24 protein-coding genes are annotated in these 22834 nt (G+C 72.1%); 8 read left to right on the top strand and 16 right to left on the bottom strand.

The features are described from left to right. Nucleotides 1-32 precede the first annotated feature (32 nt). From M4486_RS08295 to M4486_RS08320, 6 genes are all read left to right on the top strand, one after another. Complete coding sequence (locus M4486_RS08295; protein ID WP_249480700.1) at nucleotides 33-515, top strand: type III secretion system chaperone family protein; 483 nt, start codon at nucleotides 33-35, stop codon at nucleotides 513-515. A gap of 160 nt (nucleotides 516-675) precedes the next feature. Next, nucleotides 676-1419 carry a glycerophosphodiester phosphodiesterase gene (locus M4486_RS08300; RefSeq protein WP_249480701.1) on the top strand — a complete coding sequence of 248 codons (744 nt, stop codon included), beginning with the start codon at nucleotides 676-678 and terminating at the stop codon, nucleotides 1417-1419. Nucleotides 1420-1650: 231 nt separating this feature from the next. Next, nucleotides 1651-2370, top strand: coding sequence for an amino acid ABC transporter ATP-binding protein (locus M4486_RS08305; RefSeq protein ID WP_429798340.1), 720 nt, complete (start codon nucleotides 1651-1653; stop codon nucleotides 2368-2370). Nucleotides 2371-2417: 47 nt separating this feature from the next. Next, on the top strand, nucleotides 2418-3398 hold the full coding sequence (locus M4486_RS08310) for a glutamate ABC transporter substrate-binding protein (protein ID WP_249480703.1): 981 nt from the start codon (nucleotides 2418-2420) through the stop codon (nucleotides 3396-3398). Between the two features lie 24 nt (nucleotides 3399-3422). Then, a complete protein-coding gene (locus M4486_RS08315) occupies nucleotides 3423-4070 on the top strand; it encodes an amino acid ABC transporter permease (RefSeq protein WP_249480704.1) in 648 nt (215 codons plus the stop codon). Further along, nucleotides 4067-4936, top strand: coding sequence for an amino acid ABC transporter permease (locus tag M4486_RS08320; protein WP_249480705.1), 870 nt, complete (start codon nucleotides 4067-4069; stop codon nucleotides 4934-4936). The genes M4486_RS08315 and M4486_RS08320 overlap by 4 nt, the downstream gene beginning before the upstream one ends. Before the next feature lie 27 nt (nucleotides 4937-4963). Here M4486_RS08320 and M4486_RS08325 read toward each other — a convergent pair whose 3' ends face one another. The 13 genes from M4486_RS08325 to M4486_RS08385 form a co-directional block, all read right to left on the bottom strand. Beyond that, nucleotides 4964-5596: a regulatory protein RecX gene (locus M4486_RS08325; RefSeq protein WP_249480706.1), complete on the bottom strand. Its 633-nt coding sequence runs from the start codon at nucleotides 5594-5596 to the stop codon at nucleotides 4964-4966. 107 nt (nucleotides 5597-5703) lie between these two features. Then, the gene (gene recA, locus M4486_RS08330) at nucleotides 5704-6825 is read right to left on the bottom strand and encodes a recombinase RecA (RefSeq protein WP_249480707.1); all 1122 of its coding nucleotides are present in this window, start codon (nucleotides 6823-6825) and stop codon (nucleotides 5704-5706) included. Between the two features lie 284 nt (nucleotides 6826-7109). Next, the gene (locus tag M4486_RS08335) at nucleotides 7110-7334 is read right to left on the bottom strand and encodes a DUF3046 domain-containing protein (protein WP_249480708.1); all 225 of its coding nucleotides are present in this window, start codon (nucleotides 7332-7334) and stop codon (nucleotides 7110-7112) included. A 1-nt stretch (nucleotide 7335) separates the two neighbouring features. Beyond that, the gene (locus tag M4486_RS08340; RefSeq protein WP_152353562.1) at nucleotides 7336-7641 is read right to left on the bottom strand and encodes a helix-turn-helix domain-containing protein; all 306 of its coding nucleotides are present in this window, start codon (nucleotides 7639-7641) and stop codon (nucleotides 7336-7338) included. A gap of 339 nt (nucleotides 7642-7980) precedes the next feature. Next, nucleotides 7981-8511 (bottom strand): CinA family protein, encoded by a 531-nt coding sequence (locus M4486_RS08345; RefSeq protein ID WP_249480709.1) that lies wholly within the window; start codon nucleotides 8509-8511, stop codon nucleotides 7981-7983. Then, a complete protein-coding gene (gene pgsA, locus M4486_RS08350; protein ID WP_249480710.1) occupies nucleotides 8508-9116 on the bottom strand; it encodes a CDP-diacylglycerol--glycerol-3-phosphate 3-phosphatidyltransferase in 609 nt (202 codons plus the stop codon). The genes M4486_RS08345 and pgsA overlap by 4 nt, the downstream gene beginning before the upstream one ends. Before the next feature lie 71 nt (nucleotides 9117-9187). Further along, complete coding sequence (locus M4486_RS08355; RefSeq protein ID WP_429798341.1) at nucleotides 9188-12193, bottom strand: FtsK/SpoIIIE family DNA translocase; 3006 nt, start codon at nucleotides 12191-12193, stop codon at nucleotides 9188-9190. Nucleotides 12194-12430: 237 nt separating this feature from the next. Continuing rightward, nucleotides 12431-14131: a ribonuclease J gene (locus M4486_RS08360; protein WP_249480712.1), complete on the bottom strand. Its 1701-nt coding sequence runs from the start codon at nucleotides 14129-14131 to the stop codon at nucleotides 12431-12433. 15 nt (nucleotides 14132-14146) lie between these two features. Then, the gene (gene dapA, locus M4486_RS08365) at nucleotides 14147-15067 is read right to left on the bottom strand and encodes a 4-hydroxy-tetrahydrodipicolinate synthase (RefSeq protein WP_249480713.1); all 921 of its coding nucleotides are present in this window, start codon (nucleotides 15065-15067) and stop codon (nucleotides 14147-14149) included. Between the two features lie 70 nt (nucleotides 15068-15137). Beyond that, on the bottom strand, nucleotides 15138-15869 hold the full coding sequence (gene thyX, locus M4486_RS08370) for an FAD-dependent thymidylate synthase (RefSeq protein ID WP_249480714.1): 732 nt from the start codon (nucleotides 15867-15869) through the stop codon (nucleotides 15138-15140). A gap of 29 nt (nucleotides 15870-15898) precedes the next feature. Then, on the bottom strand, nucleotides 15899-16645 hold the full coding sequence (locus tag M4486_RS08375; protein ID WP_429798342.1) for a type 1 glutamine amidotransferase: 747 nt from the start codon (nucleotides 16643-16645) through the stop codon (nucleotides 15899-15901). Between the two features lie 110 nt (nucleotides 16646-16755). Then, entirely contained in the window at nucleotides 16756-18093 is a 1338-nt protein-coding gene (locus M4486_RS08380) for a DUF1727 domain-containing protein (RefSeq protein WP_429798332.1), read from the bottom strand. 29 nt (nucleotides 18094-18122) lie between these two features. After that, nucleotides 18123-18860 (bottom strand): HAD-IA family hydrolase, encoded by a 738-nt coding sequence (locus M4486_RS08385; RefSeq protein WP_249480717.1) that lies wholly within the window; start codon nucleotides 18858-18860, stop codon nucleotides 18123-18125. Between the two features lie 69 nt (nucleotides 18861-18929). On the opposite strand from M4486_RS08385, the gene M4486_RS08390 reads away from it, so the two are divergent. Together M4486_RS08390 and M4486_RS08395 are read left to right on the top strand one after the other, a co-directional pair. Next, nucleotides 18930-19766 (top strand): AzlC family ABC transporter permease, encoded by an 837-nt coding sequence (locus M4486_RS08390; RefSeq protein ID WP_249480718.1) that lies wholly within the window; start codon nucleotides 18930-18932, stop codon nucleotides 19764-19766. Beyond that, nucleotides 19763-20077 carry an AzlD domain-containing protein gene (locus M4486_RS08395; protein ID WP_249480719.1) on the top strand — a complete coding sequence of 105 codons (315 nt, stop codon included), beginning with the start codon at nucleotides 19763-19765 and terminating at the stop codon, nucleotides 20075-20077. The genes M4486_RS08390 and M4486_RS08395 overlap by 4 nt, the downstream gene beginning before the upstream one ends. On the opposite strand, the gene M4486_RS08400 is transcribed toward M4486_RS08395, so the two are convergent. The 3 genes from M4486_RS08400 to M4486_RS08410 are packed head-to-tail and all read right to left on the bottom strand — an operon-like array spanning nucleotide 20078 to nucleotide 22785. Continuing rightward, entirely contained in the window at nucleotides 20078-20620 is a 543-nt protein-coding gene (locus tag M4486_RS08400) for a hypothetical protein (RefSeq protein WP_249480720.1), read from the bottom strand. Nucleotides 20621-20622: 2 nt separating this feature from the next. Continuing rightward, nucleotides 20623-21378: a 4-hydroxy-tetrahydrodipicolinate reductase gene (dapB, locus tag M4486_RS08405; RefSeq protein ID WP_249480721.1), complete on the bottom strand. Its 756-nt coding sequence runs from the start codon at nucleotides 21376-21378 to the stop codon at nucleotides 20623-20625. A 57-nt stretch (nucleotides 21379-21435) separates the two neighbouring features. Next, nucleotides 21436-22785: a M16 family metallopeptidase gene (locus M4486_RS08410; protein WP_249480722.1), complete on the bottom strand. Its 1350-nt coding sequence runs from the start codon at nucleotides 22783-22785 to the stop codon at nucleotides 21436-21438. Between the last annotated feature and the right edge of the window lie 49 nt (nucleotides 22786-22834).

A 22834-nucleotide genomic window follows, 5' to 3' on the forward strand; every position in this document is an offset into this window, starting at 1 on the left:
TCCCGATCGCCCCTACGTCCACGAGGTTCCAGGTGACACAGCAGCAGGCCTCCTCCGCCACCGCGTCGATGGAGGGTCTGGACCCGATCAGCACCGACCGCGTCGAGGCGGCGCTGTCCGGCCACGGCTATGCCTTCGTGGAGGACACCGATCATCCCGAGGTGCTGCGCGCACGGTTCGACGACTACCGCTTCCAGTTCATGCTCACCGGCGAGGCCGGGAGCGTGCTGCAGATCCGCGGCCGCTGGAACCGCTCCGTCTCGCGCGCCCACAAGCCCGAGATGCTCAAGCTCTGCAACGAGTGGAACATGAGCCGCGTCTGGCCGAAGGTGTACGTGCGACGCGAGTCCGAGGGCCTGCTGGGGCTGTACGGCGAGGTCACCTCAGACTTCAGCTCGGGCGCCTCCGATCAGCAGATCGACCGTGCGATCGAGTGCGGGCTGCGTACCGTCATCGCGTTCTTCCACGAGCTCGAGGAGCGCCTGGGCGCGGAAGTCGACGAGCTCGACGCCTGAGCCCGCCCCGCCCCACCCCGACGACCCGTCGCGAGCGCCCCGGCATCGGGTTCCGACCGCTCTGATGTCCGTGCCCGAACACCGGGCTCGTGCCGATCGCCGAGGCCGTCCAGAAGATCCTCGACGAGAACCATGACGACCTGCAGGAGGTGATCGGCTGATGCAGCCGAAGATCGTAGGACACCGCGGTGCCGCGAGGCTCGCACCCGAGAACACGCTGCGCGCCTTCCGCGCGGGCGTCGACGCGGGCGCGGACCTGCTCGAGTGCGATGTGCACCTGAGCGCCGACGGGCAGCTCGTGATCATGCACGACACCACGATCGACCGCACCGCCGCCGAGGACTCGCCGCTGCGCAGCGGGTCCCTCGCGGACCTCACCCGCGCCGAGCTCGACACCGTGCTGCTGCCGGACGGCGAGCGCGTCCCCTCGCTCGAGGCCGTCCTCGACATCGCCCAGGGTGCGGGCGTCCCGATCTACGTCGAGGTCAAGGCCGTCGCGGCGGCCGAGCAGACCGCGCAGCTGCTCGTCGACCGGGACCTGGACCAGAGCGCCGACGGGGTGGCCCCCGCCTGGATCATCTCCTTCAAGCCCGAGGCGCTGCGCGCCGCCCGCGCGGTGGCGCCGCAGATCCCGCTCTCGGCGGTCACGCACGTCGCCGACGAGGACTTCTGGGCGCTCGCCGCGGAGCTCCGGACCGAGGCGGTCAGCCTGCAGATGTCGAAGCTGCCCGACGCCGACGTCGCCCGTGCCCATGAGGCCGGGCACCTCGTGAACGCCTGGACCATCAACGACGAGGCGCCCCTGCACCGCGCGGTCGAGCTCGGCGTCGACACGGTCACGAGCGACGATCCGGCATGGGCCCGCCGCGCCCTGGCAGGTCGCGGGAGCGTCGGGGCGCGCTGACCCGTGTGAGCGCGGGCGGCGGAGGCGGCGTCGTCGTTCTGCGGGGCGAGCACGGAAGTCATGATGCGACCAGGGTGCAGCCCGTCCACGAGGGCTCCGCGAAGGTCACCATGGGGTAACGGACCGGCTCGAGCGAGGATGCGCGCGGCCGGGAGAGCGTACGGTCACGCCATGACCCAGACCACATCTGCGTCCCGGAGCGAGTCCGGGACGGCCCCTCCTCTCGTGACGATGCGAGAGGTGCAGAAGCATTTCGGGGATCTCCACGTGCTCCGGGACATCGATCTCGAGGTCGACGCGGGCGAGGTGGTCGTGGTGCTGGGCCCCTCGGGGTCGGGGAAGTCGACGCTGTGCCGCACGATCAACCGTCTGGAGACCATCGACTCCGGCGACATCACGATCGACGGCAGTCCGCTCCCCGCCTCCGGGCCCGGCCTCGCGCGGCTGCGGGCGGAGGTCGGCATGGTCTTCCAATCGTTCAACCTCTTCGCGCACAAGAGCGTGCTGGACAACGTCACCGTCGCCCCCATCAAGGTCAAGAGGCTGCCGCGCCGCGAGGCCGAGGCGCTCGGCATGAGCCTGCTCGAGAGGGTGGGCGTGGCCGACCAGGCGCAGAAGCTGCCCGCGCAGCTCTCGGGCGGGCAGCAGCAGCGGGTCGCGATCGCCCGCTCCCTGGCGATGCAGCCCAAGCTCATGCTGTTCGACGAGCCCACGTCGGCCCTCGACCCCGAGATGATCAACGAGGTCATCGAGGTGATGACCGACCTCGCGCGCGAGGGGATGACGATGATCGTGGTCACCCACGAGATGGGCTTCGCACGCCGCACGGCCGACAGGGTCGTGTTCATGGACGCAGGGCGGATCCTCGAGGTCGCCCCGCCCGACCGGTTCTTCACCGCGCCCGAGTCCGAGCGCGCGAAGGACTTCCTGTCCAAGATCCTCCACCACTGACCGCCGCGCAGAGCCGCCCGGCACCCGAGGCACCGAAGGAGCCCGCCATGTCACGCCAGCGTCCCGATCACGTCCCCACCGAGCACCGGTCCTCCCCCACCGGCCCCGCCGACCGCACCGGTCTCACCGGTCTCTCCCTGCGCCCGGGAGCCCTCAGCCGGCGCGTCTTCCTCACCGGCACGGTCGGCGCCGCCGCGGCGCTCACCCTCGCCGCGTGCGGCGGGGGCGACGACGCCTCCGACGACGTCGCCGATGTCGACTCCTCGAGCTTCGAGGAGGGCTCGACGATGGCGAAGCTCGCCGACGCCGGGAAGATCACCGTCGGCACCAAGTTCGACCAGCCGCTGTTCGGCCAGGCGGGGCCGGATGGCAAGCCCACCGGCTTCGACGTCGAGATCGCGAAGATGATCGCCGCGGCCCTGGGCATCAAGGCCGACAAGATCGAGTGGACCGAGACAGTCTCGGCGAACCGCGAGCCGTTCATCCAGAACGGCCAGGTCGACATCGTGGTCGCGACCTACACGATCAACGACGAGCGCAAGAAGGTCGTCGACTTCGCGGGCCCGTACTACACCGCCGGACAGGCGCTCATGGTGAAGAAGGGCGACGACGCGATCACGGGACCGGACGATCTCAAGGACAAGAACGTCTGTTCGGTCGAGGGCTCGACCCCCGCGCAGAACATCGACGAGAACTACCCCGACGCCAAGCTCGTCACCTTCGACACCTACTCCAAGTGCGTCACCGCCCTGGACAACGGTCAGGCCGACACGGTCACCACCGACAACGTGATCCTGGCCGGCTTCGTCGCCGCGGACAAGGACAAGCTGCAGATGGTCGACGACGGCAAGACCTTCACGAAGGAGCCCTACGGGATCGGTCTGAAGAAGGGCGACGACGACTTCCGCGAGTTCATCAACGACACCCTCCAGAAGGCCTACGACGACGGCAGCTGGGCGGAGGCCTGGAAGTCCACGGCCGGGCAGGTCCTGCCCACCCCGGACCCGCCCAAGATCGACCGCTACTGAGCGCCCGCCGCCGAGCCGCCGCCCATGGGAAGCCTCCTCGCCTCGCGCGCCGCCGTCTGGGACGCGTTCACCACCACCCTCTTCCTCGCCGTCACCGCCGGAGTGCTCGCACTGCTGCTGGGGACGCTGCTCGCCGCCATGCGGGTCTCCCCCTACATGCCGCTGCGCACCGTGGCGACGGTGTACACCGAGTTCCTGCGCAACACCCCGCTCACGATCGTGTTCTTCTTCTTCGTGTTCGTGACTCCCTCGATGGGGTTCACCTTCGCCTACAAGGTGGCGGCGGTGATCGCGCTGACCTGCTACACCTCGGCGTTCGTGGCGGAGGCGGTGCGCTCCGGCATCAACTCGGTGGCGGTGGGCCAGGCGGAGGCGGCGCGGTCGCTGGGCATGTCGTTCGGCCAGAACCTCGCGATCGTGGTGCTCCCCCAGGCCTTCCGCACGGCGATCCCGCCGCTGATCAGCGTGCTCATCGCCCTCGTGAAGAACACGTCGGTCGCAGGTGCGTTCAGCGTGCTCGAGCTGTTCGCGCTCTCGAAGCGGCTGACGAACGCGCACTCCTCGGACGTCATCGCGATCCTCGTGGGCATCGCGCTGTGCTACCTGATCATCTGCATCCCGCTCGGCCGTCTCGCGGCGGCCCTCGAACGGAAGGCGGCGTTCGCACGATGAGCAGCGGTCCTGTCCTGTACGACGTCCCCGGGCCCGACGAGAAGCGGCGCGAACGCCGCGTGAGCTGGGTGGTCGGCGCGGTCGTGATCATCGTCCTGGCGGTGCTGGGGTGGCGTCTCGCCTCCAACGGCGTGTTCGACGACCGCTGGAGGATCCTCTTCGAGGCGCCCCCGAACTTCGCCGGCTACCAGGTGCAGGACATCTGGTCGGCCGTGTTCCGAGGGCTCCTCAACACAATGCTGGCCGCGGTGATCTCCCTGCCGCTCGCGATGATCCTCGCGATCCTCCTGGTCTCGCTCCGCTCGGCGCCGTGGCGAGGTCTGCGGTGGCTCGCCTCGGCGGTGATCGAGGTCTTCCGCGCGCTGCCCGTCGTGCTCGTCATGCTGTTCGGGATCCTGGTGCTTCCCGGTGCTTCGCCCCTGGTCGCCGTGGTCTTCGGCCTCGTCGTCTACAACGCGGCGGTCTTCGCGGAGATCCTGCGCGCGGGGATCAGCGCGCTGCCTGCCGGCCAGACCGAGGCCGCGTACTCGCTGGGGATGCGCAGCGGCCTGATCTACCGCACGATCCAGTTGCCGCAGTCGGTGCGCATGATGCTCCCCTCGCTCATCGCCCAGGGCGTCGTCCTCATCAAGGACTCCTCGCTCGGGTACATCGTGGGCTACGCGGAGCTGCTGCGGCAGATCAGCCGGGTCGCCGACGCCCTCACCAATGCCGACTACCTGCTCCCGCTGCTGGCCGTGGGCGCCGCCGTGTTCGTGACCCTCAACGTGCTGCTCTCGCGCCTGGCGGTGTGGGTACAGCGCCATGGCCGTCTGCAGCGGAGGGGCGCCCGCGTGGCGCGCACGGCGACGCTCGTGGAGGAGTGACGCCCCGCCGCAGCGCCGTCAGCGCCGTCAGCGTCCGGTGGCGGCGAGCAGCTCGCTCGAGACCACCCGCCGGATGAGTGCGCCGTCATAGCCGCGGCGGCGCAGGTATCCCTCGAGACGGCGGGCCATACGGGCCCGCTGGGCCCGGTCCTCCATGTCGGTGCGGCGGCTCTCCGGTGCGATGCGGCCGCGCACGAGCTCGCGGCACCGCTCCTCCTCCTCGAGCTCCGCATGCTGCGGCGTGCCAGCCTGCGCCACCAGTGCCGAGTCGATGTCGGCGTCCGCGACGCCCTTCGCCTCGAGCTCGCGCCGCAGGGCCTCGTCCGCGAGGCCGCGGAGCTCCCGGCGCTGGGCCACCCAGTCGCGGGCGAAGGCCGCGTCGTCGATGAGGTCCGCGCGGGCGATCCGCTGCATGACCTCGTGGGCCACATCGGCCGGGACCTCGCGCTCGCGCAGTCGCGCGGACATCTCCCCGGCGCTGCGGCGTCTCGTGGCGAGAAGGCGCATGAGGTAGCGGCACTGGGAGACGATCTGCTTCTCGCGCTCGCGCTCGGCCTCCGTGGGCTCGGCGGGTGCGTGGGAGAGGATCTCGTCGGTGCGCGCGGCGAGATCGCGATGCACGGGCGCGCGCCGCGAGGATGAGGAGTGCGTCGGTGTCATGGCTCAGGAGTCCTGGGGACGAGAGCGCGCGGCGGCATGGGATGCATGCCGCCGCGCGCTGAGTCGGATTCCGTTCCGATCATGAGCGACCGATCCGGAGGACCGGATCAGATGGTCGCCGGGACGTCCTCGTCGAGGAACTCGCCGGCATCGAAGGACTCGCTCGCGGCCTCGGCCGGAGCCTCCTCCTTCACGGCGTACTCGCCCACACCGAGGGTCTGCAGGATCTTCTGCTCGATCTCGGCGGCGAGGTCCGGGTTGTCCTTGAGGAACTGCCGGGCGTTCTCCTTGCCCTGACCCAGCTGGTCGCCCTCGTAGGTGAACCAGGCCCCGGACTTGCGCACGATGCCGTTCTCCACGCCCATGTCGATGAGACCGCCCTCGCGGGAGATGCCCTCGCCGTAGAGGATGTCGAACTCGGCCTGTTTGAAGGGCGGGGCCATCTTGTTCTTCACGACCTTGACGCGGGTGCGGTTGCCCACGGAGTCCTGACCGGTCTTGAGGGTCTCGATGCGGCGGATGTCCATGCGCACGGAGGCGTAGAACTTCAGGGCCTTGCCGCCCGTGGTGGTCTCCGGGCTGCCGAAGAACACGCCGATCTTCTCGCGCAGCTGGTTGATGAAGATCGCGGTGGTGCCCGAGGAGGACAGCGCACCGGTGAGCTTGCGCAGCGCCTGGGACATGAGGCGCGCCTGCAGGCCGACGTGGGAGTCGCCCATCTCACCCTCGATCTCCGCCTTGGGCACGAGCGCGGCGACGGAGTCGACGACCACCACGTCCAGGGCGCCGGAGCGGATCAGCATGTCGGCGATCTCGAGGGCCTGCTCGCCGGTGTCCGGCTGGGAGACCAGCAGGGCGTCGGTGTCCACGCCGAGCTTCTTCGCGTACTCGGGATCCAGGGCGTGCTCTGCGTCGATGAAGGCGGCGATGCCGCCGTTGCGCTGGGCGTTGGCGACCGCGTGCAGGGCCACCGTGGTCTTGCCCGAGGACTCCGGGCCGTAGATCTCCACGATGCGCCCGCGGGGCAGGCCGCCGATGCCGAGGGCGGCGTCGAGGGCGACCGAGCCGGTGGGGATGACCTCGACCGGAGGGCGGGTGTCATCGCCGAGGCGCATGATCGAGCCCTTGCCGAACTGGCGGTCGATCTGGGCGAGGGCGTTGTCGAGGGAGGACGCTCGGTCCTTGGACGCGCGGTCCTTGGGTGCGGAGCTGGACTTCGCTGCGGGCATGTTGTGTTCCTTCCGGGGAGCCGGTGCGACCGGCGGATGCGTGCCGTGCGGCCACACTAGGTCGACGGTCGGACATCCGGGAGGATCCCGCCCCGCCTGTGGATGGAGGGCCCCTGGGGAGGACCCGTGAGGGAGGGCGGATCGGTCCTGTGCGGAACCGGTCGTCGGGCACCACGATACCCGAACAGATGTTCGAACGCACGCATGCGACACGCGGCGCGCCGGTGATCCGGCGCGCCGCGTGGGAGTGGTGCTCGCATGCTGCTCAGGTGTCGCCCGGCCGCTCAGCGATGCCGCAGCTCGGGAGGGATCTCCCAGCGCCGCGACTCCGGGACGTCCATCTCGTCGCACAGGGCGGTCCAGACCGCGCGCACGTCCTCGCCCTGGGCGATCGCCTGGGCGGGGGTGCGGTGACCGAGCCTCGCGAGGGCGATCTCCTGCGTGTACGTGGTCGCGAGAGTGCGGCCGAAGACGTGGTCCGCCAGCTGCGTGTACTCGCTGCGGCGCACGTCAGGCGGCGCCGACGAGGCTCTCGGTGCCGTCGGCCAGACCCTCGGGGATGGTGTCGGGGATGCTCATGCCCTCGGCCACTGCGATGCGGTCGGAGACCTCGCGCAGGACGAAGGAGAGGGGCATGCCGAGCGCCTCGGTGACCGAGGAGAGCAGCTCGCTCGAGGCCTCCTTCTGGCCGCGCTCGATCTCGCTGAGGTAGCCCAGCGAGACGCGGGCGTCCGAGGAGACCTGCCGGAGGGTTCGACCCTGGGAGCGCCGGGTCTCGCGCAGGACGTCGCCGAGCTCCTGGCGGAAGAGGATCACGGGTCGGCCTCCCTTCGTGTGCGCGGGAGCGGCGGTGGCCGCCTCCGCGTGTGCGTGCGTGTCCCCACGGGGGGTGCGGAGCGCCCCGGCGGGGAGCTGCGCTCCCGCGCGCAGGGTCCCGGGACGGGTGGTCGCGCGAGCGGGCGCCGGGTGTCCGGGGCGCCGTGCGCGGGTGGGATTCATCGTGCTCATCACGGTGAGTGCAACGTCCCGACCGCTCCGGGTGTTCCCGATCCTACGGTCGGCTCCCTCGGAGAACCCAGTGCGTTGCCCCTCATGACGCTGTGCGGACGGGCCGACGGCTGCGTTCCGGGCGCACCGGCGGCGCATCGCCGGAGGTCAGAAGGGGGCCTGCGCCATCCGTTCGAGCTCGGTGCGCAGCAGGTCGAGCGCGACGGCGACGCTCTCCTCGCGGATCCCGGCGCGGGATCCGGCGAGATGCAGCTCACGCTCGAGGGCGATCCGGGGCTCCCGGGCACCGCGCTCCGCGCCGTGGCGGACCGCGACGGCGAGGTGGACGGTCCCCGCGGGGACGCCGCGGTCGTCGGCCCCCGGACCGGCGACCCCTGTGGTCGACACGGCGAGATCGGCGTCGTAGAGGGCGAGCGCGCCGCGCGCCATGGCCCGGGCGACCTCCACCGTGACGGCGCCGGTGCGCTCGAGCTCGGCGTCGTCGACCCCCAGCACGCGGTGCTTGGCCCCGTAGCTGTAGCAGGCCGCTCCCCCGGCGACGCACGCGCTCGCGCCGGGCACGTCCACGAGGCGCGCGACGACCGCCCCGGCGGTGAGCGACTCCGCGGTCGCGAGCTGCAGCCCGGCCTCGGTCGCGAGAGCGATCACGGCCCGGGCGGTGTCCGGGGACCCGCTCATCGGCGGGAGGTCGAGGAGAGGGCCTCGCGGCGCAGCCGCAGGCCGTCCTTGAGGTTCACCAGGCCCGAGTAGACGGTGAGGACCAGGGCGATCACCACCAGGGCGACTCCGATCCAACGCGCAGGACCCCACCAGAGCTCGAAGGGCAGCAGGCAGAAGGTGATCGCGATCGTCTGCATCATCGTCTTCGTCTTGCCCGCGAGGTTCGCCGGCAGCGCCCCGTACTTCAGGATCGTGAAGCGCATGATCGTGATGCCGAACTCGCGCAGCAGGATCAGGATCGTCATCCACCAGGGGATGTACTCCCAGACCGAGAGCATGACGAACGCGGCGCCGGTCATGGCCTTGTCCGCGATCGGGTCGACGATCTTCCCGAAGTCGGTGATGAGGTTCCGGCTGCGGGCGAGGTGCCCGTCGAGGAAGTCCGTGATCATCGCGACCACGAAGATCGCCGTGATCACGAGGCGGCCGGAGATGACGTCCGGGTAGAAGGCGGCGACGACGATGAACACCGGCACCATCACGCAGCGGATCATCGTGAGGATGTTCGCGATGTTCCACAGCGGGACGGGCGGGGCGTCCGGGTGGGTCTGCGGGGCGTTCATGCCTGCTCCTCGGTCGGCGTCGGTGACGCCCGGTCGGGACTCGCGGTGTCGATCGCTCGGGCGCCGACGGCTCACCTGCCGGTGAGCTGCCAGGCGTCCTCGCTCTCTCCCTCCGCGGAGTCGTAGTCGTCGTAGTAGTCGGTCGCGACGTCGCCCGCGTCGTGGGCGAGCGGGTCCTGGCCGTAGCGGTCAGGGGCGCCGCCCTGCGCCGAGCCGGCGGCGGCGGGCCCGCCGGGGCGCGCGGGAGCGTCCCCGAAGCCGTCGTCGCCCTCGTCGGCCGCGCCGTAGCCGGCGCCGTCGTACTCATCGCCGGAGTACCCGGCCTCGTCGCCCACGTCGGTGCTGGAGTCGAAGGGGGCGTCGGAGTCCGAGGGGGCGCGGCCCGCGGACCCGGTGTCGTCCTCGCCCTTGATGCGGGCGATCGCGCCGGCGAGGTCGTCGGGGCCGACGAGCACGTCGCGGGACTTCGAGCCGATCGACGGGCCGACGATCTCGCGGGACTCGAGCAGGTCCATGAGGCGCCCGGCCTTGGCGAAGCCGACGCGCAGCTTGCGCTGCAGCATTGAGGTCGAGCCGAACTGCGTGGTCACCACGAGCTCGGCGGCCTGCAGCAGCACCTCGAGATCGTCGCCGATGTCGTCGTCGATCTGCTTCTTGGCCGCGGCGACGGTGACGTCCTCGCGGTAGTGGGGCTTCATCTGCTTCTTGACGTGGTCGACGACCTTGTGGATCTCCGACTCGTTGACCCAGGCGACCTGGGCGCGCATGGCCTTGGCCTTGCCCATCGGGTGGAACAGGGCGTCGCCCTGGCCGATGAGCTTCTCGGCCCCGGGCGAATCCAGGATCACGCGGGAGTCCTGCAGGGAGGACGTGGAGAAGGCCAGGCGGCTGGGCACGTTCGCCTTGATGATGCCGGTGACCACGTCGACGCTCGGGCGCTGGGTCGCGAGCACCAGGTGGATGCCGGCGGCGCGCGCGAGCTGGGTGATGCGCTGGATCGAGGCCTCGACGTCGCGCGGGGCGACCATCATCAGGTCCGCGAGCTCGTCGACGACGACCAGCAGGTACGGGTACGGGGAGAGGCGTCGCTCGCTGCCCGCGGGCACCTCGACCTCCCCGGCGCGCACGGCCTTGTTGAAGTCGTCGATGTGCTTGAAGCCGAAGGTCGCGAGGTCGTCGTAGCGGGCGTCCATCTCCTTGACGACCCACTCGAGGGCCTCGGCGGCCTTCTTCGGGTTGGTGATGATCGGCGTGATGAGGTGCGGGATGCCCTCGTAGATCGTGAGCTCCACGCGCTTGGGGTCCACGAGCACCATGCGCACCTCCTCCGGGGTGGCGCGCATGAGGATCGAGGTGATCATCGCGTTGACGAGGCTCGACTTGCCGGAGCCGGTCGCGCCCGCGACCAGCATGTGCGGCATCTTCGCGAGGTTCGCGACGACGTAGCCGCCCTCGACGTCCTTGCCCACGCCCATCACCATCGGGTGCTCGTTGCGCGTCGCGACGGGGCTGCGCAGCACGTCGCCGAGGGCGACGGTCTCGCGGTCGGTGTTCGGGATCTCGATGCCGATGGCCTTCTTGCCCGGGATCGGCGAGAGGATCCGCACGTCCGAGCTCGCGACCGCATAGGAGATGTTCTTGTCGAGAGCGGTGACCTTCTCGACCTTCGTGCCGGGCGCGAGCTCGACCTCGTAGCGGGTGACCGTCGGGCCGCGGGAGAAGCCGACGACCTCCGCGTTGACGTTGAACTGGGCGAAGACCTCGCCGAGGGCCTCGACCACGCGGTCGTTGGCCTCGGAGCGGGACTTCGCGGGCGGGCCCTCGAGCAGGAAGGACGAGTCCGGGAGGGTGTAGACGACGTCTCCCGCGAGCTCGAGCTGCTCCCCTGCGCGCGGAAGGTCGCCGCTGGGCGGGAGGATGATCTCGGGACGCTCCTCCTGCGCCTCCTTCGAGGCTGCGGACGTCGCGGGGGTCGTACGGCTCTGCGGGCCCCGGCCGTCCTGCGCGCCCTGGGCGTCCTGGCCGCGTGCGCCCTTCTGGCCGCGCGCACCGGAGGCCGGCATCGGCGCGGTGCGCCCGTCGGCCCCGGCGCCGCCGGCCGGGAGGGTCGCGGTCCTCCCGGGGAATCCTTTGGCGCGGGCGTTCTCGTCGGCGACGACGTCGAAGACCTCGGTGCTGTCATCGCCCTCGGCGCCGTCCGCGGCGCGGGAGCCCTTGCGGGTGCGGGCACCGCGGGAGCGTCGGCCGCCGGCGGCGTCCTCGTCTCCCTGCACGGCGCCGGAGAAGCCCTCGTCGCCCGCGTAGCCGAACTCGTCGTGGTCGCGCTCGGCGTCCTCGGCGATCTCCTTCTTGGTGCGGCGTCGACGGGGCTTGGGCGCGGCCTCCGCCTGCTCCTCGGTCGCCGCGGTCGCCGCGGGCGCCGCGGGCGCCGCGGCGGAGCGGCGGGGGCGCAGTCCGAAGCTCTCGCGCTCGGCGTCCTCCTCCTCGCTGTGGCCGACGAGGGTCGCGTAGACGCCGCGCACCCGCGAGGGCAGCGCCTCGAGGGGCGTGGCCGTGAGCACGAGCACCGCGAACAGTGCCACGAGGACGTAGACGACGATCACCACGGGTGCCGGCACGAGCGCCTCGAGGGGCGCGGCGCCCAGGTAGCCGAGGACTCCGCCGCCGGAGGCCAGCGCGTCGATCCCGTCGGACGGAGCGGGCATGCGCGCGTGGATCGAGGCGATCGCGGAGAACGCGACCATCAGCAGGGCGACGCCCAGGGCGATGCGCGTGTTCGCGCGCACGAAGTCGGGGCGCCGGAACATGCGCAGCGCCCAGCCGATCGCGAGCAGCGGGACCGCGACGGAGGCGATGCCGAAGGTCCCGCCGACCACCGCGTGCACGCCGTCGAACAGCGCGCCGGGCGCGCGGAACCACTCGCGGGTCGCCACGAGGGCCGCGATCAGCAGCAGGAACAGGGCATAGCCGTCACGGCGCTGGTCGAAGGGGACCTCCCAGCGGGCCACGCCGATCGCGCGGATGAATCCGCCGATCGCGCGGGCGATGCCGAGGTACCCGGCGCGGACTGCGCGCACCGGGAGCGGGAGCGTCGACGGATCGTGGGCGGCCGCGCCGGCTCCTTGCGAGGAGCGGGAGGACGAGGTCCGGGACGAGCCCTTCGACGCACGTGCGGGGGAAGACGTACGTGTCGCCATGGGGCCAATCTACCCTCTCGCCCCCGTCGGACCCGGGTGCGGCGACACGGAGACGTCCCGGATCCCGCTCGGAGCGAGCGGGATCCGGGACGTCGGGCGCGGAGTGCGCCGGCCTGATCAGGCCTCGACGACCACCGGGATGATCATCGGGCGGCGGCGCAGGCGCTGGCCCACGTAACGGCCCACGACGCGCCGCATGACCTGCTGCAGCTGGTGCGTGTCGCGCTTCCCGGTCTGCTCGGCGAGGGCCTTCTCGAGGGCCTTGACGATGTCGGGCCGGATCTTCTCGAAGACGGCCGTGTCCTCCGCGACGCCGCGGGCGTGGATCTCCGGGCCCGCGAGGATCTCGCCGGTCTCGGAGCTGACCACGGTGAACAGGGAGATGAAGCCCTCATCGGCGAGGATGCGGCGATCCTTGAGGTCCGCCTCGGAGATCTCGCCGATGCTGGATCCGTCCACGTACACGTAGCCGTTGGGGATCTCGCCCACGACCTTCGCGTGCCCGTCCTTGAGGTCGACCACGGAGCCGTCGTGCGCGAGGACCACGTGGTCGGCGGGCACGCCCGAGGACTCGGCGATGCGACCGTTGGCGATGAGGTGGCGGACCTCGCCGTGCACGGGCATCACGTTCTTCGGACGCACGATGTTGTAGCAGTACAGGAGCTCCCCGGAGCTCGCGTGCCCGGAGACGTGCACGCGGGCGCTGCCCTGGTGGACCACCTCGGCGCCGAGGGCCATCAGGCCGTTGACGATCCGGAAGACGGCGTTCTCGTTGCCGGGGATCAGGGAGCTCGCGAGGATCACGACGTCCCCGGGGCCCACCGAGACGCGGTGGTCGCTGTTCGCGATCCGGCCCAGCGCCGCCATCGGCTCGCCCTGGCTTCCGGTGCACATGAGCACGACCTTCTCGTCGGGCAGGGAGTCGATCTTCTTGACGTCCACGAGGGTGTTCGGCGGCACGTCGAGGTAGCCCATGTCCGAGGCGATGCCCATGTTGCGCACCATCGAGCGGCCGACGAAGGCGACCTTGCGGCCGTGCTTGGCGGCGGCGTCGAGGACCTGCTGGACGCGGTGGACGTGGCTCGAGAACGAGGCCACGACGATCTTCTGGCGCGAGCGCGCGAAGATCGAGTCGATGACCGGGCCGATCTCCCGCTCGGCGGTCGTGAAGCCCGGGACCCCGGCGTTCGTGGAGTCGACCATGAACAGGTCGACGCCCTTCTCGCCCAGGCGCGCGAAGGCGCGCAGGTCGGTGATGCGGCCGTCGAGCGGCAGCTGGTCCATCTTGAAGTCGCCGGTGTGCAGCACGGTCCCGGCGGGCGTCTGGATGTACACGGCGAGCGCGTCGGGGATCGAGTGGTTGACGGCGACGAACTCGCAGTCGAAGGGGCCGAAGCTCTCGCTGTCCCCCTCCTTGACGGCGAGGGTGTACGGCTTGATGCGGTGCTCGCGCAGCTTGGCCTCGATGAACGCGAGGGTGAGCTGGCTGCCGACGACGGGGATGTCGGGCTTCAGGCGCAGCAGGTAGGGGACGGCGCCGATGTGGTCCTCGTGGCCGTGGGTGAGGACGATCGCCGCGATGTCGTCGAGGCGGTCCTCGAGGTACTGGAAGTCCGGCAGGATCAGGTCCACGCCGGGCTGGGACTCCTCGGGGAACAGCACGCCGCAGTCGACGACGAGCAGACGCCCGTTGTAGTCGAAGACGGTCATGTTGCGGCCCACGTCGCCGAGGCCGCCCAGCGGGATGATCCGCAGGGTGTCCTTGGAGGGCTTGCGGGGCTGCTGGAGCCGCTCGCTGAAGGGAGTGGTGAGTGTCATGGGTCCTTCCGGTGTTCAGACGAGCGGCGGGATCCCCTCGACGGCGGCGAGCGATTCTCTGAGCTCGGCCATCTGGGGTGCGCTCGCAGGGGCGAGGGGGCCGCGGACGGTCGCGTGCGGGAGGACGCCCTGGAGCACCAGGGCCGTCTTCGCGGCGACCGCGCCGGGCATGCGGGTCATGACCGCCTCGACCACGGGGGCCAGGCGGCGGTTGAGCTGCTGGGCAGCGGGGAGGTCGCCGGCCTGGACGGCGGCGACCATCTGCGCCTCGAGATCACCGGCGACGTGGCCGACGACCGAGACGATGCCGGCCGCTCCGACGGCGAGCCAGGCGAGGTTCAGGGCGTCCTCCCCCGAGTAGTACACGAGGTCGGACTGGGCGGTGATCAGAGCGGCCTGCTGGAGGTCGCCCTTGGCGTCCTTGACCGCGAGGATCCGCTCGTGCTGGGCGAGGCGCAGGAGCGTCTCGTGCGCGAGCGGGACGCCGCTGCGGCCGGGGATGTCGTAGAGCAGCACCGGCAGCTCGGTCGCGTCGGCGACCTGCTCGGTGTGCGCGATGATCCCTTCCTGGGAGGGCTTGGAGTAGTAGGGCGTGACGACGAGCACCCCCTGCAGGTCGAGGTCTGCGTGGGCGCGGGCGAGCTCGATGCTGTGGCGGGTGTCGTTGCTGCCGACGCCCGCGAGCAGCGTGATCCCGGGGCCGACGGCCTCGCGCACGGCCCTGACCAGCGCGACCTTCTCGGCGTCGCTCGTGGTGGGCGATTCGCCCGTCGTCCCGTTGAGCACGAGGCAGTCGTTGCCGTGCGCGACGAGGTGCGCGGCGACGGCCTGCGCCGCCTCCAGGTCGAGCTTCTCACCGTCCTCGCTGAAGGGGGTGACCATCGCGGTGCCGACGGTGCCGAAGGGCCGTGCTGCCGGTGCGGGCTGGACGGTCATCTGTCCTCCTGGTGGGACTGCCTGGCTGGTGGGACTGCCTGATGGGGATGCGGGTCGTCGGGCGGGCGCGTCAGGGGGCGACGCGGCCGCCCGCCTCGAAGGCGGCGTGGGTGAGCGGCATCTTCTCGGCGAAGTGCTGCTCCATGAGCTCGGCGACCATCTCGATCTCGCGCTGCGGGAAGGAGGGGAACGCCGAGTCGGGGCGCTGGGTGCGCAGGCTCAGGAAGTTCATCATGCTGCGCGCGTTCACGGTGACGTACATCGAGGAGTACAGGTTCAGCGGGAGCACGGTACGTGCGACCTCGCGGGCCACGCCCGCGTCGAGCATCCGGCGGTAGCCCTCGTAGGCGGAGGTCGACTGCGCGCGCACGGTCTCGGTGACGAGCGCGTGCTGCTCGGGGGTGCCGGGCTCGAAGGTGTAGGCGCCGGGCTTGCCGACCTGCTGGAGGTTGCGCTCGGGGCCGGGCACGTAGAACACCGGTCGCATCTTCCGGTAGCGGCCGGACTCCTCGTTGTAGGAGGCCATGCGGTGGCGCATGAACTCGCGGAAGACGAAGATCGGCGCCTCGACGTAGAAGGTGAAGCTGTTGTGCTCGAAGGGGCTGCCGTGGCGGTCGCGCATGAGGAACCGGATCAGGCCCTTGTCGCGATCGCTCGCGTCCTCGCCCGCGGTGGCCAGGGTCTTCTCCCCCTGGGTCGAGACGCGGGCCGCGAAGACGACGTCGCCGTCCTGCGCCGCCGACCGCACCAGCTGGACGGTCATGTCGGACCGGAAGACGATGTCGCTCTCGCTGTCGCTCATGGTTCCCCAGGGTAGTCGAGCCGGAGGCCTCAGCGAGGCCGGGACATGGCGATGTCGCGGGCGCGCTGGGTGACGATCCCCTCCAGGTCGGGCGCGGTGTACGCGTCCTCCCCCACCCGGTGGCGCACGGCCGCGGCGAGCAGGTGGTCGGCGAGCGCCGGGTTCTTCGGGAGGACGGAGCCGTGCAGGTAGGTGCCGACGACCTCGCGGTGCACGGCGCCCTCGGTGCCGTCGGCCCCGTTGTTCCCGCCGGCGCGCGAGCCCTCCTGGCCGAAGGCGCGCACGGAGCCCAGCGCCGTGCAGTCCGCCCCGAGAGTGGTCAGCCCGGAGTGGTTCTCGTAGCCGACGACGGGTCCGAAGCGCTCGGTCTCGATGGTGAGGTTGCCGATCAGGCGGGTGGTGCTGCCGCGGGTCTCGACGTCCAGCAGGGAGATGCCGGTCAGCGGCTCGTCGGCCGTGTCGCCGGTCGCGGGCACGAACACGTGCCCGAACAGCTGGTAGGAGCCGCAGACGGCGAGCATGGGGACGTCCTGCTCGGCCCACTCGCGGATCGCGGGGCCGTGGGAGAGGAGGTCGGCGGCGATGCGCACCTGGCCGGAGTCCTGGCCGCCGCCCGCGACCACGAGGTCCACGTCCGCGGGGAGCCGGTCGCCGACCTCGTGGGCCAGCAGCTCGACCTCGAAGCCGCTCCACTGGGCCCGCCGGATCAGCGTGAGGGTGTTCCCCCAGTCGCCGTAGATGTTCATCTCGGAGGGGTAGAGCTGCAGGATCCGCAGCGCCGGGGCGTCCTCGCGCGCGGCCTGCCGGTGCGGCGTCGGGACGGGGGTGAGGTCCGGGCCGGTCCCCGCGCTGCGCGGGGCCGACGGGGCGGGGTGCTCGTTCGTGCTCACAGGACCGTCTCCACGTGGGTGATCCGCGAGAGCTGCGCGCGCACGGCGAGCATCGCGGTGTAGGTGCAGAAGATGCGCATCGGCCGGCCGCTCGCGCGGGCGGCGTCGATCAGAGACCGCAGGGCCGGCCCGAGGTCCGTCTCGACGCCATCGACGAGCACCTCGTCGTAGCGCAGGCGCAGGGCCATGTCGTAGGCGCGCACGCCGCTGACCACGTGCACGCCGCTCGCGCGCAGGGCGCTGAAGTCGACGTCCCAGAGCCAGGACATGTCGCGGCCGTCGGCGTACTCGTCGTTGATCGCGATCATGGTCTCCGCCGGGTCCGTGCCGGCGCTGAGCAAGCTCATCCGGAAGCCGGCGGGGTTCTTCACGAGGGCCAGCTCGAGGGGGACGCCGTCGACCTCGAGCATCTCGCCGCGGCCGAAGGCAGCGCGCACGTGCGCGAGGGCCCGCAGCAGGGCCGGGAGATCCGCGTCGGCCCCGAGCAGGGAGGAGGCGAGCGCCAGGGCGCCGGTGGCGTTGAGCATGTTGTGCACGCCGGGCAGCACGAACTCGACCTCGTGCTCCTCGCCGTCGACGAGGATGCGGGCGCTGCGCCCGTCGATGGCCTCGAGCCGCGTGGCGGGTGTCCGCGCGCCGTCGGCGGGGCCGGCGCCGAGGCCCGCGTCCTCGAGCATCGCGCCGCCGGCGTCCTCGCGGCGCAGGTCGTCGTCCGAGAGGAAGACGCGGCGCAGCCCCTCCCCGATGCCGAAGCGCTCGACGCGAGCGCCCAGGTCGTCGGTGAAGCGCGGCGCGGACAGGCGCGGGTCGTCGCCGTTGAGGACGACGAGCTCCGTGCTGGCCTTCGCGACGGTGTGCAGGAGGTCGGCGGTGTGGTCGATCTCCCCGAAGCGGTCGAGCTGGTCGCGCATGACGTTCAGCAGCAGGCTCGCGCGCGGACGCACCTGGCGCACGAAGTGCACGGCGTGGGCCTCGTCGAGCTCGAGCACGGCGATGTCGGCGGCGAGGCGGCCGCGGGCGTCGACCTCGGTGAGCAGGGCCGCCGCCACGCCGCGGACGAAGTTCGAGCCGGTGGGATTGGTGAACACCCGCAGGCCCTGGGAGCGCAGCAGCTCCACGAGGATCTTCGTGGTGGTCGTCTTCCCATTGGTGCCCGAGACGACGACCACGCCGAGCGGCAGCCCCTCGAGGGTGCGTGCGAGGAAGCCGGGGTCGATCCTCTCGACCACGAGACCGGGGAAGGCACTGCCGCCGCGGCCCCCGCCGCGGAGTCTGGCCAGGCGGCGCGCGGCACGGCCGGCGGCCACGGTGAGAGCGGAACGCATGCTCGGCATCGTACTGGAGCCGGCAGGCGGGGACGCCCTCAGCGGCGGACGACGCGCAGGTGTCCCTCGTGCACCTCGACGGCGACGTCGTCCAGGGAGGTCAGCAGCGCCTGGGCATGGGGCGCGAGCTCGTGCGCGAGGGTGGTCGTGGTCACCGCGATCGCCGGGCTCCCCGCGGCGCGGGCGGAGGCGAGGCCTCCCAGGGAGTCCTCGATCACTAGCGCCCGGGAGGGATCCGCGCCCAGGCGCTCGGCGCCGAGGACGTAGGGCTCCGGGTCCGGCTTGCCGCGGCTCACCTGGTCGGCGGTGACGAGGGTCTCCTCGGGGTAGGGCAGGTCGGTGATCGCCCAGCGGGCCTCGAACAGGCGCCGCGTGCAGGAGGTCACGATCGTCCAGGTGGGCCGGCCGAGCTGTTCGGCGGCGGACTGCAGCTCGCCGATCAGCCGGGCCGTGCCCGGGAGGATCGAGATCCGCTTGGCGTCCTCGACCTCCAGGTCCTCGACGCGCGCATGGGCCGCCTCGATCTCGTCGGCCGGCATGTCGGGGAAGACGTCGGCGAGCACCCCGCGGGCGGGCATGCCGTGGAGGGTGTGGTCGAAGGTCCGGTTCGAGCCGTGCTCCTCGAACAGCTTCGTCCACGCGCGCTCCACCGAGGGGCCCGAATCGACGAGGGTCCCGTCCATGTCGAGCAGGAGGGCGTCGACATCCAGGGGGAAGGGGTCCTGAGGGGCCTGAGCGCCCTTCCCGGGGGCGCCCGCGGCGGAGGCTTCGTTCATGCCTCCCACGGTCTCATACCCCGCGCGACCTGCGCATGCGGGAAACTCCCCGGTTACTGTGGACGGGTCATGAGCATGCACGATCCGAGCGACCGCGCCCCCGCCGCGCAGAGCGCCGGCCACGCTCCGTCACCGGATGCCGCGTCGGTGTCCCTCGCCGTCTCGGCCGCCCGTCGCAAGGGCCTGTCGGTGGGGGTCGCGACCGGCCTGTACGGGATCTCCTTCGGGGCGCTCGCGACCGCCTCGGGACTCGACGTGTGGCAGGCGATGGTGCTCTCGGCGATCATGTTCACCGGCGGCAGCCAGTTCGCCTTCGTGGGCGTGATCGGAGGGGGCGGGAGCGCCCTCGGCGCGGCGCTGGCCGCCGTGCTGCTGGGCATCCGCAACACCCTCTACGGCCTCGTGCTCGCGCCGACGCTGCCGCGCGGCGGGGCGAAGGGCGCCGCGCGCTCCCTGCTCACGATCGACGAGTCCGCGGCCGTGGCCGCGACCGCCGGTCCCCCGGCCGCCAAGCGCGCCGGGTTCTGGGCGACGGGGATCGCGGTCTACGTGTTCTGGAACCTGTTCTCCCTGGTGGGGGCCTTGATCGGGCAGAGCGTGGGCGATCCGGGCGCCTGGGGCCTGGATGCCGCGGCCGCCGCGGCGTTCCTGGGGCTGCTGTGGCCGCGCCTGGTCTCGAAGGACGTGGTGGCCGTCGCGGTCGCCGCGGCCTTCATCGCGCTGATCGCGACGCCCGTCCTGCCCGCCGGCCTGCCGGTGCTCGCCGCGGCGCTGGTCGCCGTGGTCGCCGGGCTGCTGCCGCGCCGCTCGGGGGACGACGGGGATCGGGCCGACGGCGACCGGACCACCGGGACGGCCGAGAACTCTCCGGCCGACGCATCGGACGAGGACGGTGAGCGCGCATGAGCTGGCTGTGGGCGGGCGTGATCGCGGCGGCGGTGCTGTCGTTCGCGCAGAAGTGGATCGGCTACCAGGTGCCGCCGGGGGTCCTCGAGGAGCCGCGCATCGCGCGGGTCACCTCACTCCTGCCCGTCGCGCTGCTCGGCGCGCTGGTCGCGACCCAGGCGGCGGCCGACGGCCAGCAGCTGATGGCCGACGCCCGGCTGCCCGCGCTCGCGGTCGCCGCGCTCCTGCTCGCCCTGCGCGCGCCCTTCCTGGTGGTCGTGATCGCGGCCGCCGTGGTCGCGGCGCTCTGCCGGGCGCTCGGCTGGGGCTGATCAGATCCCGCGCCCGGCCTCCACGGCGATCGCCCGACGCACGGCGGCGCGGGCGTCCCGGGTGTCCCGGTTCGCGGAGTAGGCCAGGCCCAGGCGGTACCAGGCCCGCCAGTCGTCCTCGCCACCGTCCTGGACGGCGTCGCGAGCCGCCTCGAACTCGGCGCGGGCCGCGGCCCTGCGCGCATCGCGCTGGGCGACGGGGTCCTGCTCGGCGCGAGCCTGGGCGTTGTCGGCCCCGACGACGCCTGCCCCGGCGCTGTCGGCCCCGGCGCTGTCCGCCCCGGCGCCGTCTGCCCCTCCACCGACCCGGGGCTCGAATCGCGCCGCGCCGTAGAGCCGGGCGAGCCGTCCCGCGCGCAGCCCGAACAGGACCTCGCGCCAGGTCACCCACACGGTGAGGACGAGCAGCACGACGAGGCCCGCTGCCAGCCCCCAGCCGATCACGCCGCCTGCGCGCGCGAAGCCGGTCGCGATCCAGAGCAGGCCCCAGCAGTAGGCCGCCGTGACCAGCAGCAGCAGGGCGACACCGATCTTCGCGCGCATGCTCAGCCGAGGTCCATGTAGCCGTCGAGGCCCACGGTGAGCCCGGGGCGGGAGCCGACCTCGCGCACGCCCAGCAGCACGCCGGGCATGAAGGACACGCGGTCGAAGGAGTCGTGGCGCAGCTCGAGCTGCTCGCCGACCCCGCCGAACTGGACGACCTCGTGGGCGACGAGGCCGCGCTGGCGGACGGCATGCACGTGGATGCCGTCGACGACCGCGCCCCGCGCACCGAGCTCGTCCTTCTGCGTCGCGTCGGGCACGTCCCCCAGTCCCCCGGCCTCGCGGCCGCGGGCGATCGCGGCGGCGGTGTGGCGGGCGGTGCCCGAGGGGGCGTCGAGCTTCTCGGGGTGGTGCATCTCGATGACCTCGGCGCTCTCGTAGTAGCGGGCCGCGGCCTCGGCGAAGCGCATCACCAGGACGGCGCCGATCGCGAAGTTCGGGGCGATGAGCACGCCGGTGCTCGGGTGCTCGCCGAGCGCGGCGCGGACCTCGGCGAGGGAGTCCTCGTCCCAGCCGGTCGCGCCGACCACGGCGTGGATCCCGTGCTCGATCGCCCAGAGCACGTTGCGCTTGGTGACGGCGGGGACGGTGAGGTCGACGACGACCTGCGCGCCGGCATCGGCCGCGGCGTCGAGCGGGTCGGAGCTGCCGATGCGGGCGACGAGCTCGAGGCCGTCGGCCTCCTCGATCGCCGTGCAGGCGGCGCTGCCCATGCGACCCTGGGCACCGAGGACGGCGACGCGGATGCTCTGCGACATGGTGGGTTCCTTCCGGGAGGGCGGTGGGGATGCGGTGTGCGGGGCGGAGCCGGCGGCTCAGCCCGCCTCGGGGCCGACGTCGACGCGGGTGGTGAACGACCCGGCGAGGCGCGCGGCGAGATCCCGCACGTCCTGGGCGGTCACGCCGGCCATCTTCTCGAGGGCCTCGTCAACGGTCGAGTAGCGGCCCTGGACGAGCTCGAGGCTGCCCAGGCGCCCCATCCGCGACGCGGTGTCCTCGAGACCGAGGGCGAGAGCGCCCGTGATCTGCCCGAGCGCGCGGCGCATCTCCTCGTCGGTGACGCCGTGGTCGCGCATCTGCTCGATCTCGGCCCCCATGAGCTCGACGACCTGCTCGGCGCGCGCGGGCCGGCAGGCGGCGTACATGCCGAACAGGCCCGCGTCGCGGTAGGCGGCGCTGAAGGAGTAGACGGTGTAGACCAGCCCGCGCTCCTCGCGGATGTGCTGGAACAGCCGCGAGGACATGCCGCCGCCGAGGATCGCCATCAGCACGTTCATCGTGTGGCGGTCCTCGCTGCTCGCGCAGATCGACGGCCCGCCCAGGTAGATGTGGGTCTGCTCGAGGGGGCGCACGATGCGGTGCGGGACGACGGCCGATGCCGGTCCGGGCGTCGCGCCGGCGGCGGGCAGCGAGCGCTCGAGGGCGGGTCGACGCTCCGACGGAGCGACGCCCTCCGGGAGGTCCCAGCCGCCCGCGGCCAGGCGGTCGGCGAGGCGCCCGGCGAGCTCGTCGTGATCGAGGTCGCCGACGGCGGTGACCACGAGGTTCTGAGGCCTGTAATGGGCGGCGAAGTGCGCGCGCACGTCGGCGTCGGTGAGGGCGCTGACGGTCTCGAGGGTGCCCCCGACGGGGCGTCCCATCGGGGTGTCGGGCCCGAGCACCTGGGCGAGGAACTCCTCGTACCCGGAGTCGGTGGGGTCGTCCTGCGCCATCGCGAGCTCCTCGAGGATCACCTCGCGCTCGGTCTCGAGGGCCTCGGGCGCGAGCTGCGAGGAGGTGACCATGTCGGTGAGCACGTCCAGGGCGAGCGGCAGGTCAGCGCTGCGCACGCGCCCGTGGTACACGGTGTGCTCCTTCGCGGTGACCGCGTTGGACTCGCCGCCGACCTCGTCGAAGGCCGTCGCGATGTCCAGGGCGCTGCGCCTGGCGGTGCCCTTGAACAGGAGGTGCTCGAGCGCGTGGGTGGAGCCGGCGTGGGCGGGGGTCTCGTCCCGCGAGCCCACGGGCAGCCAGAGGCCGAGCGTCGCGCTGCGCACCGAGCGGTCGGTCTCCGTGAGCAGGCGGACGCCGCCGGGGAGGATCGTGCGCCGCACGAGCGGACCGTCTCCCCCGGGTTCGAGGAGCTGGTCGCGCGCGGCGGCGTCAGTGGTCAGGTCGATCGGCACCGGAGGGTCCTCCCAGGGTCGGGTGCGAGGGGATGGAGAGCGAGCGCGG

This window comes from Brachybacterium kimchii (assembly GCF_023373525.1).
Taxonomy (GTDB): Bacteria; Actinomycetota; Actinomycetes; order Actinomycetales; family Dermabacteraceae; genus Brachybacterium; species Brachybacterium kimchii.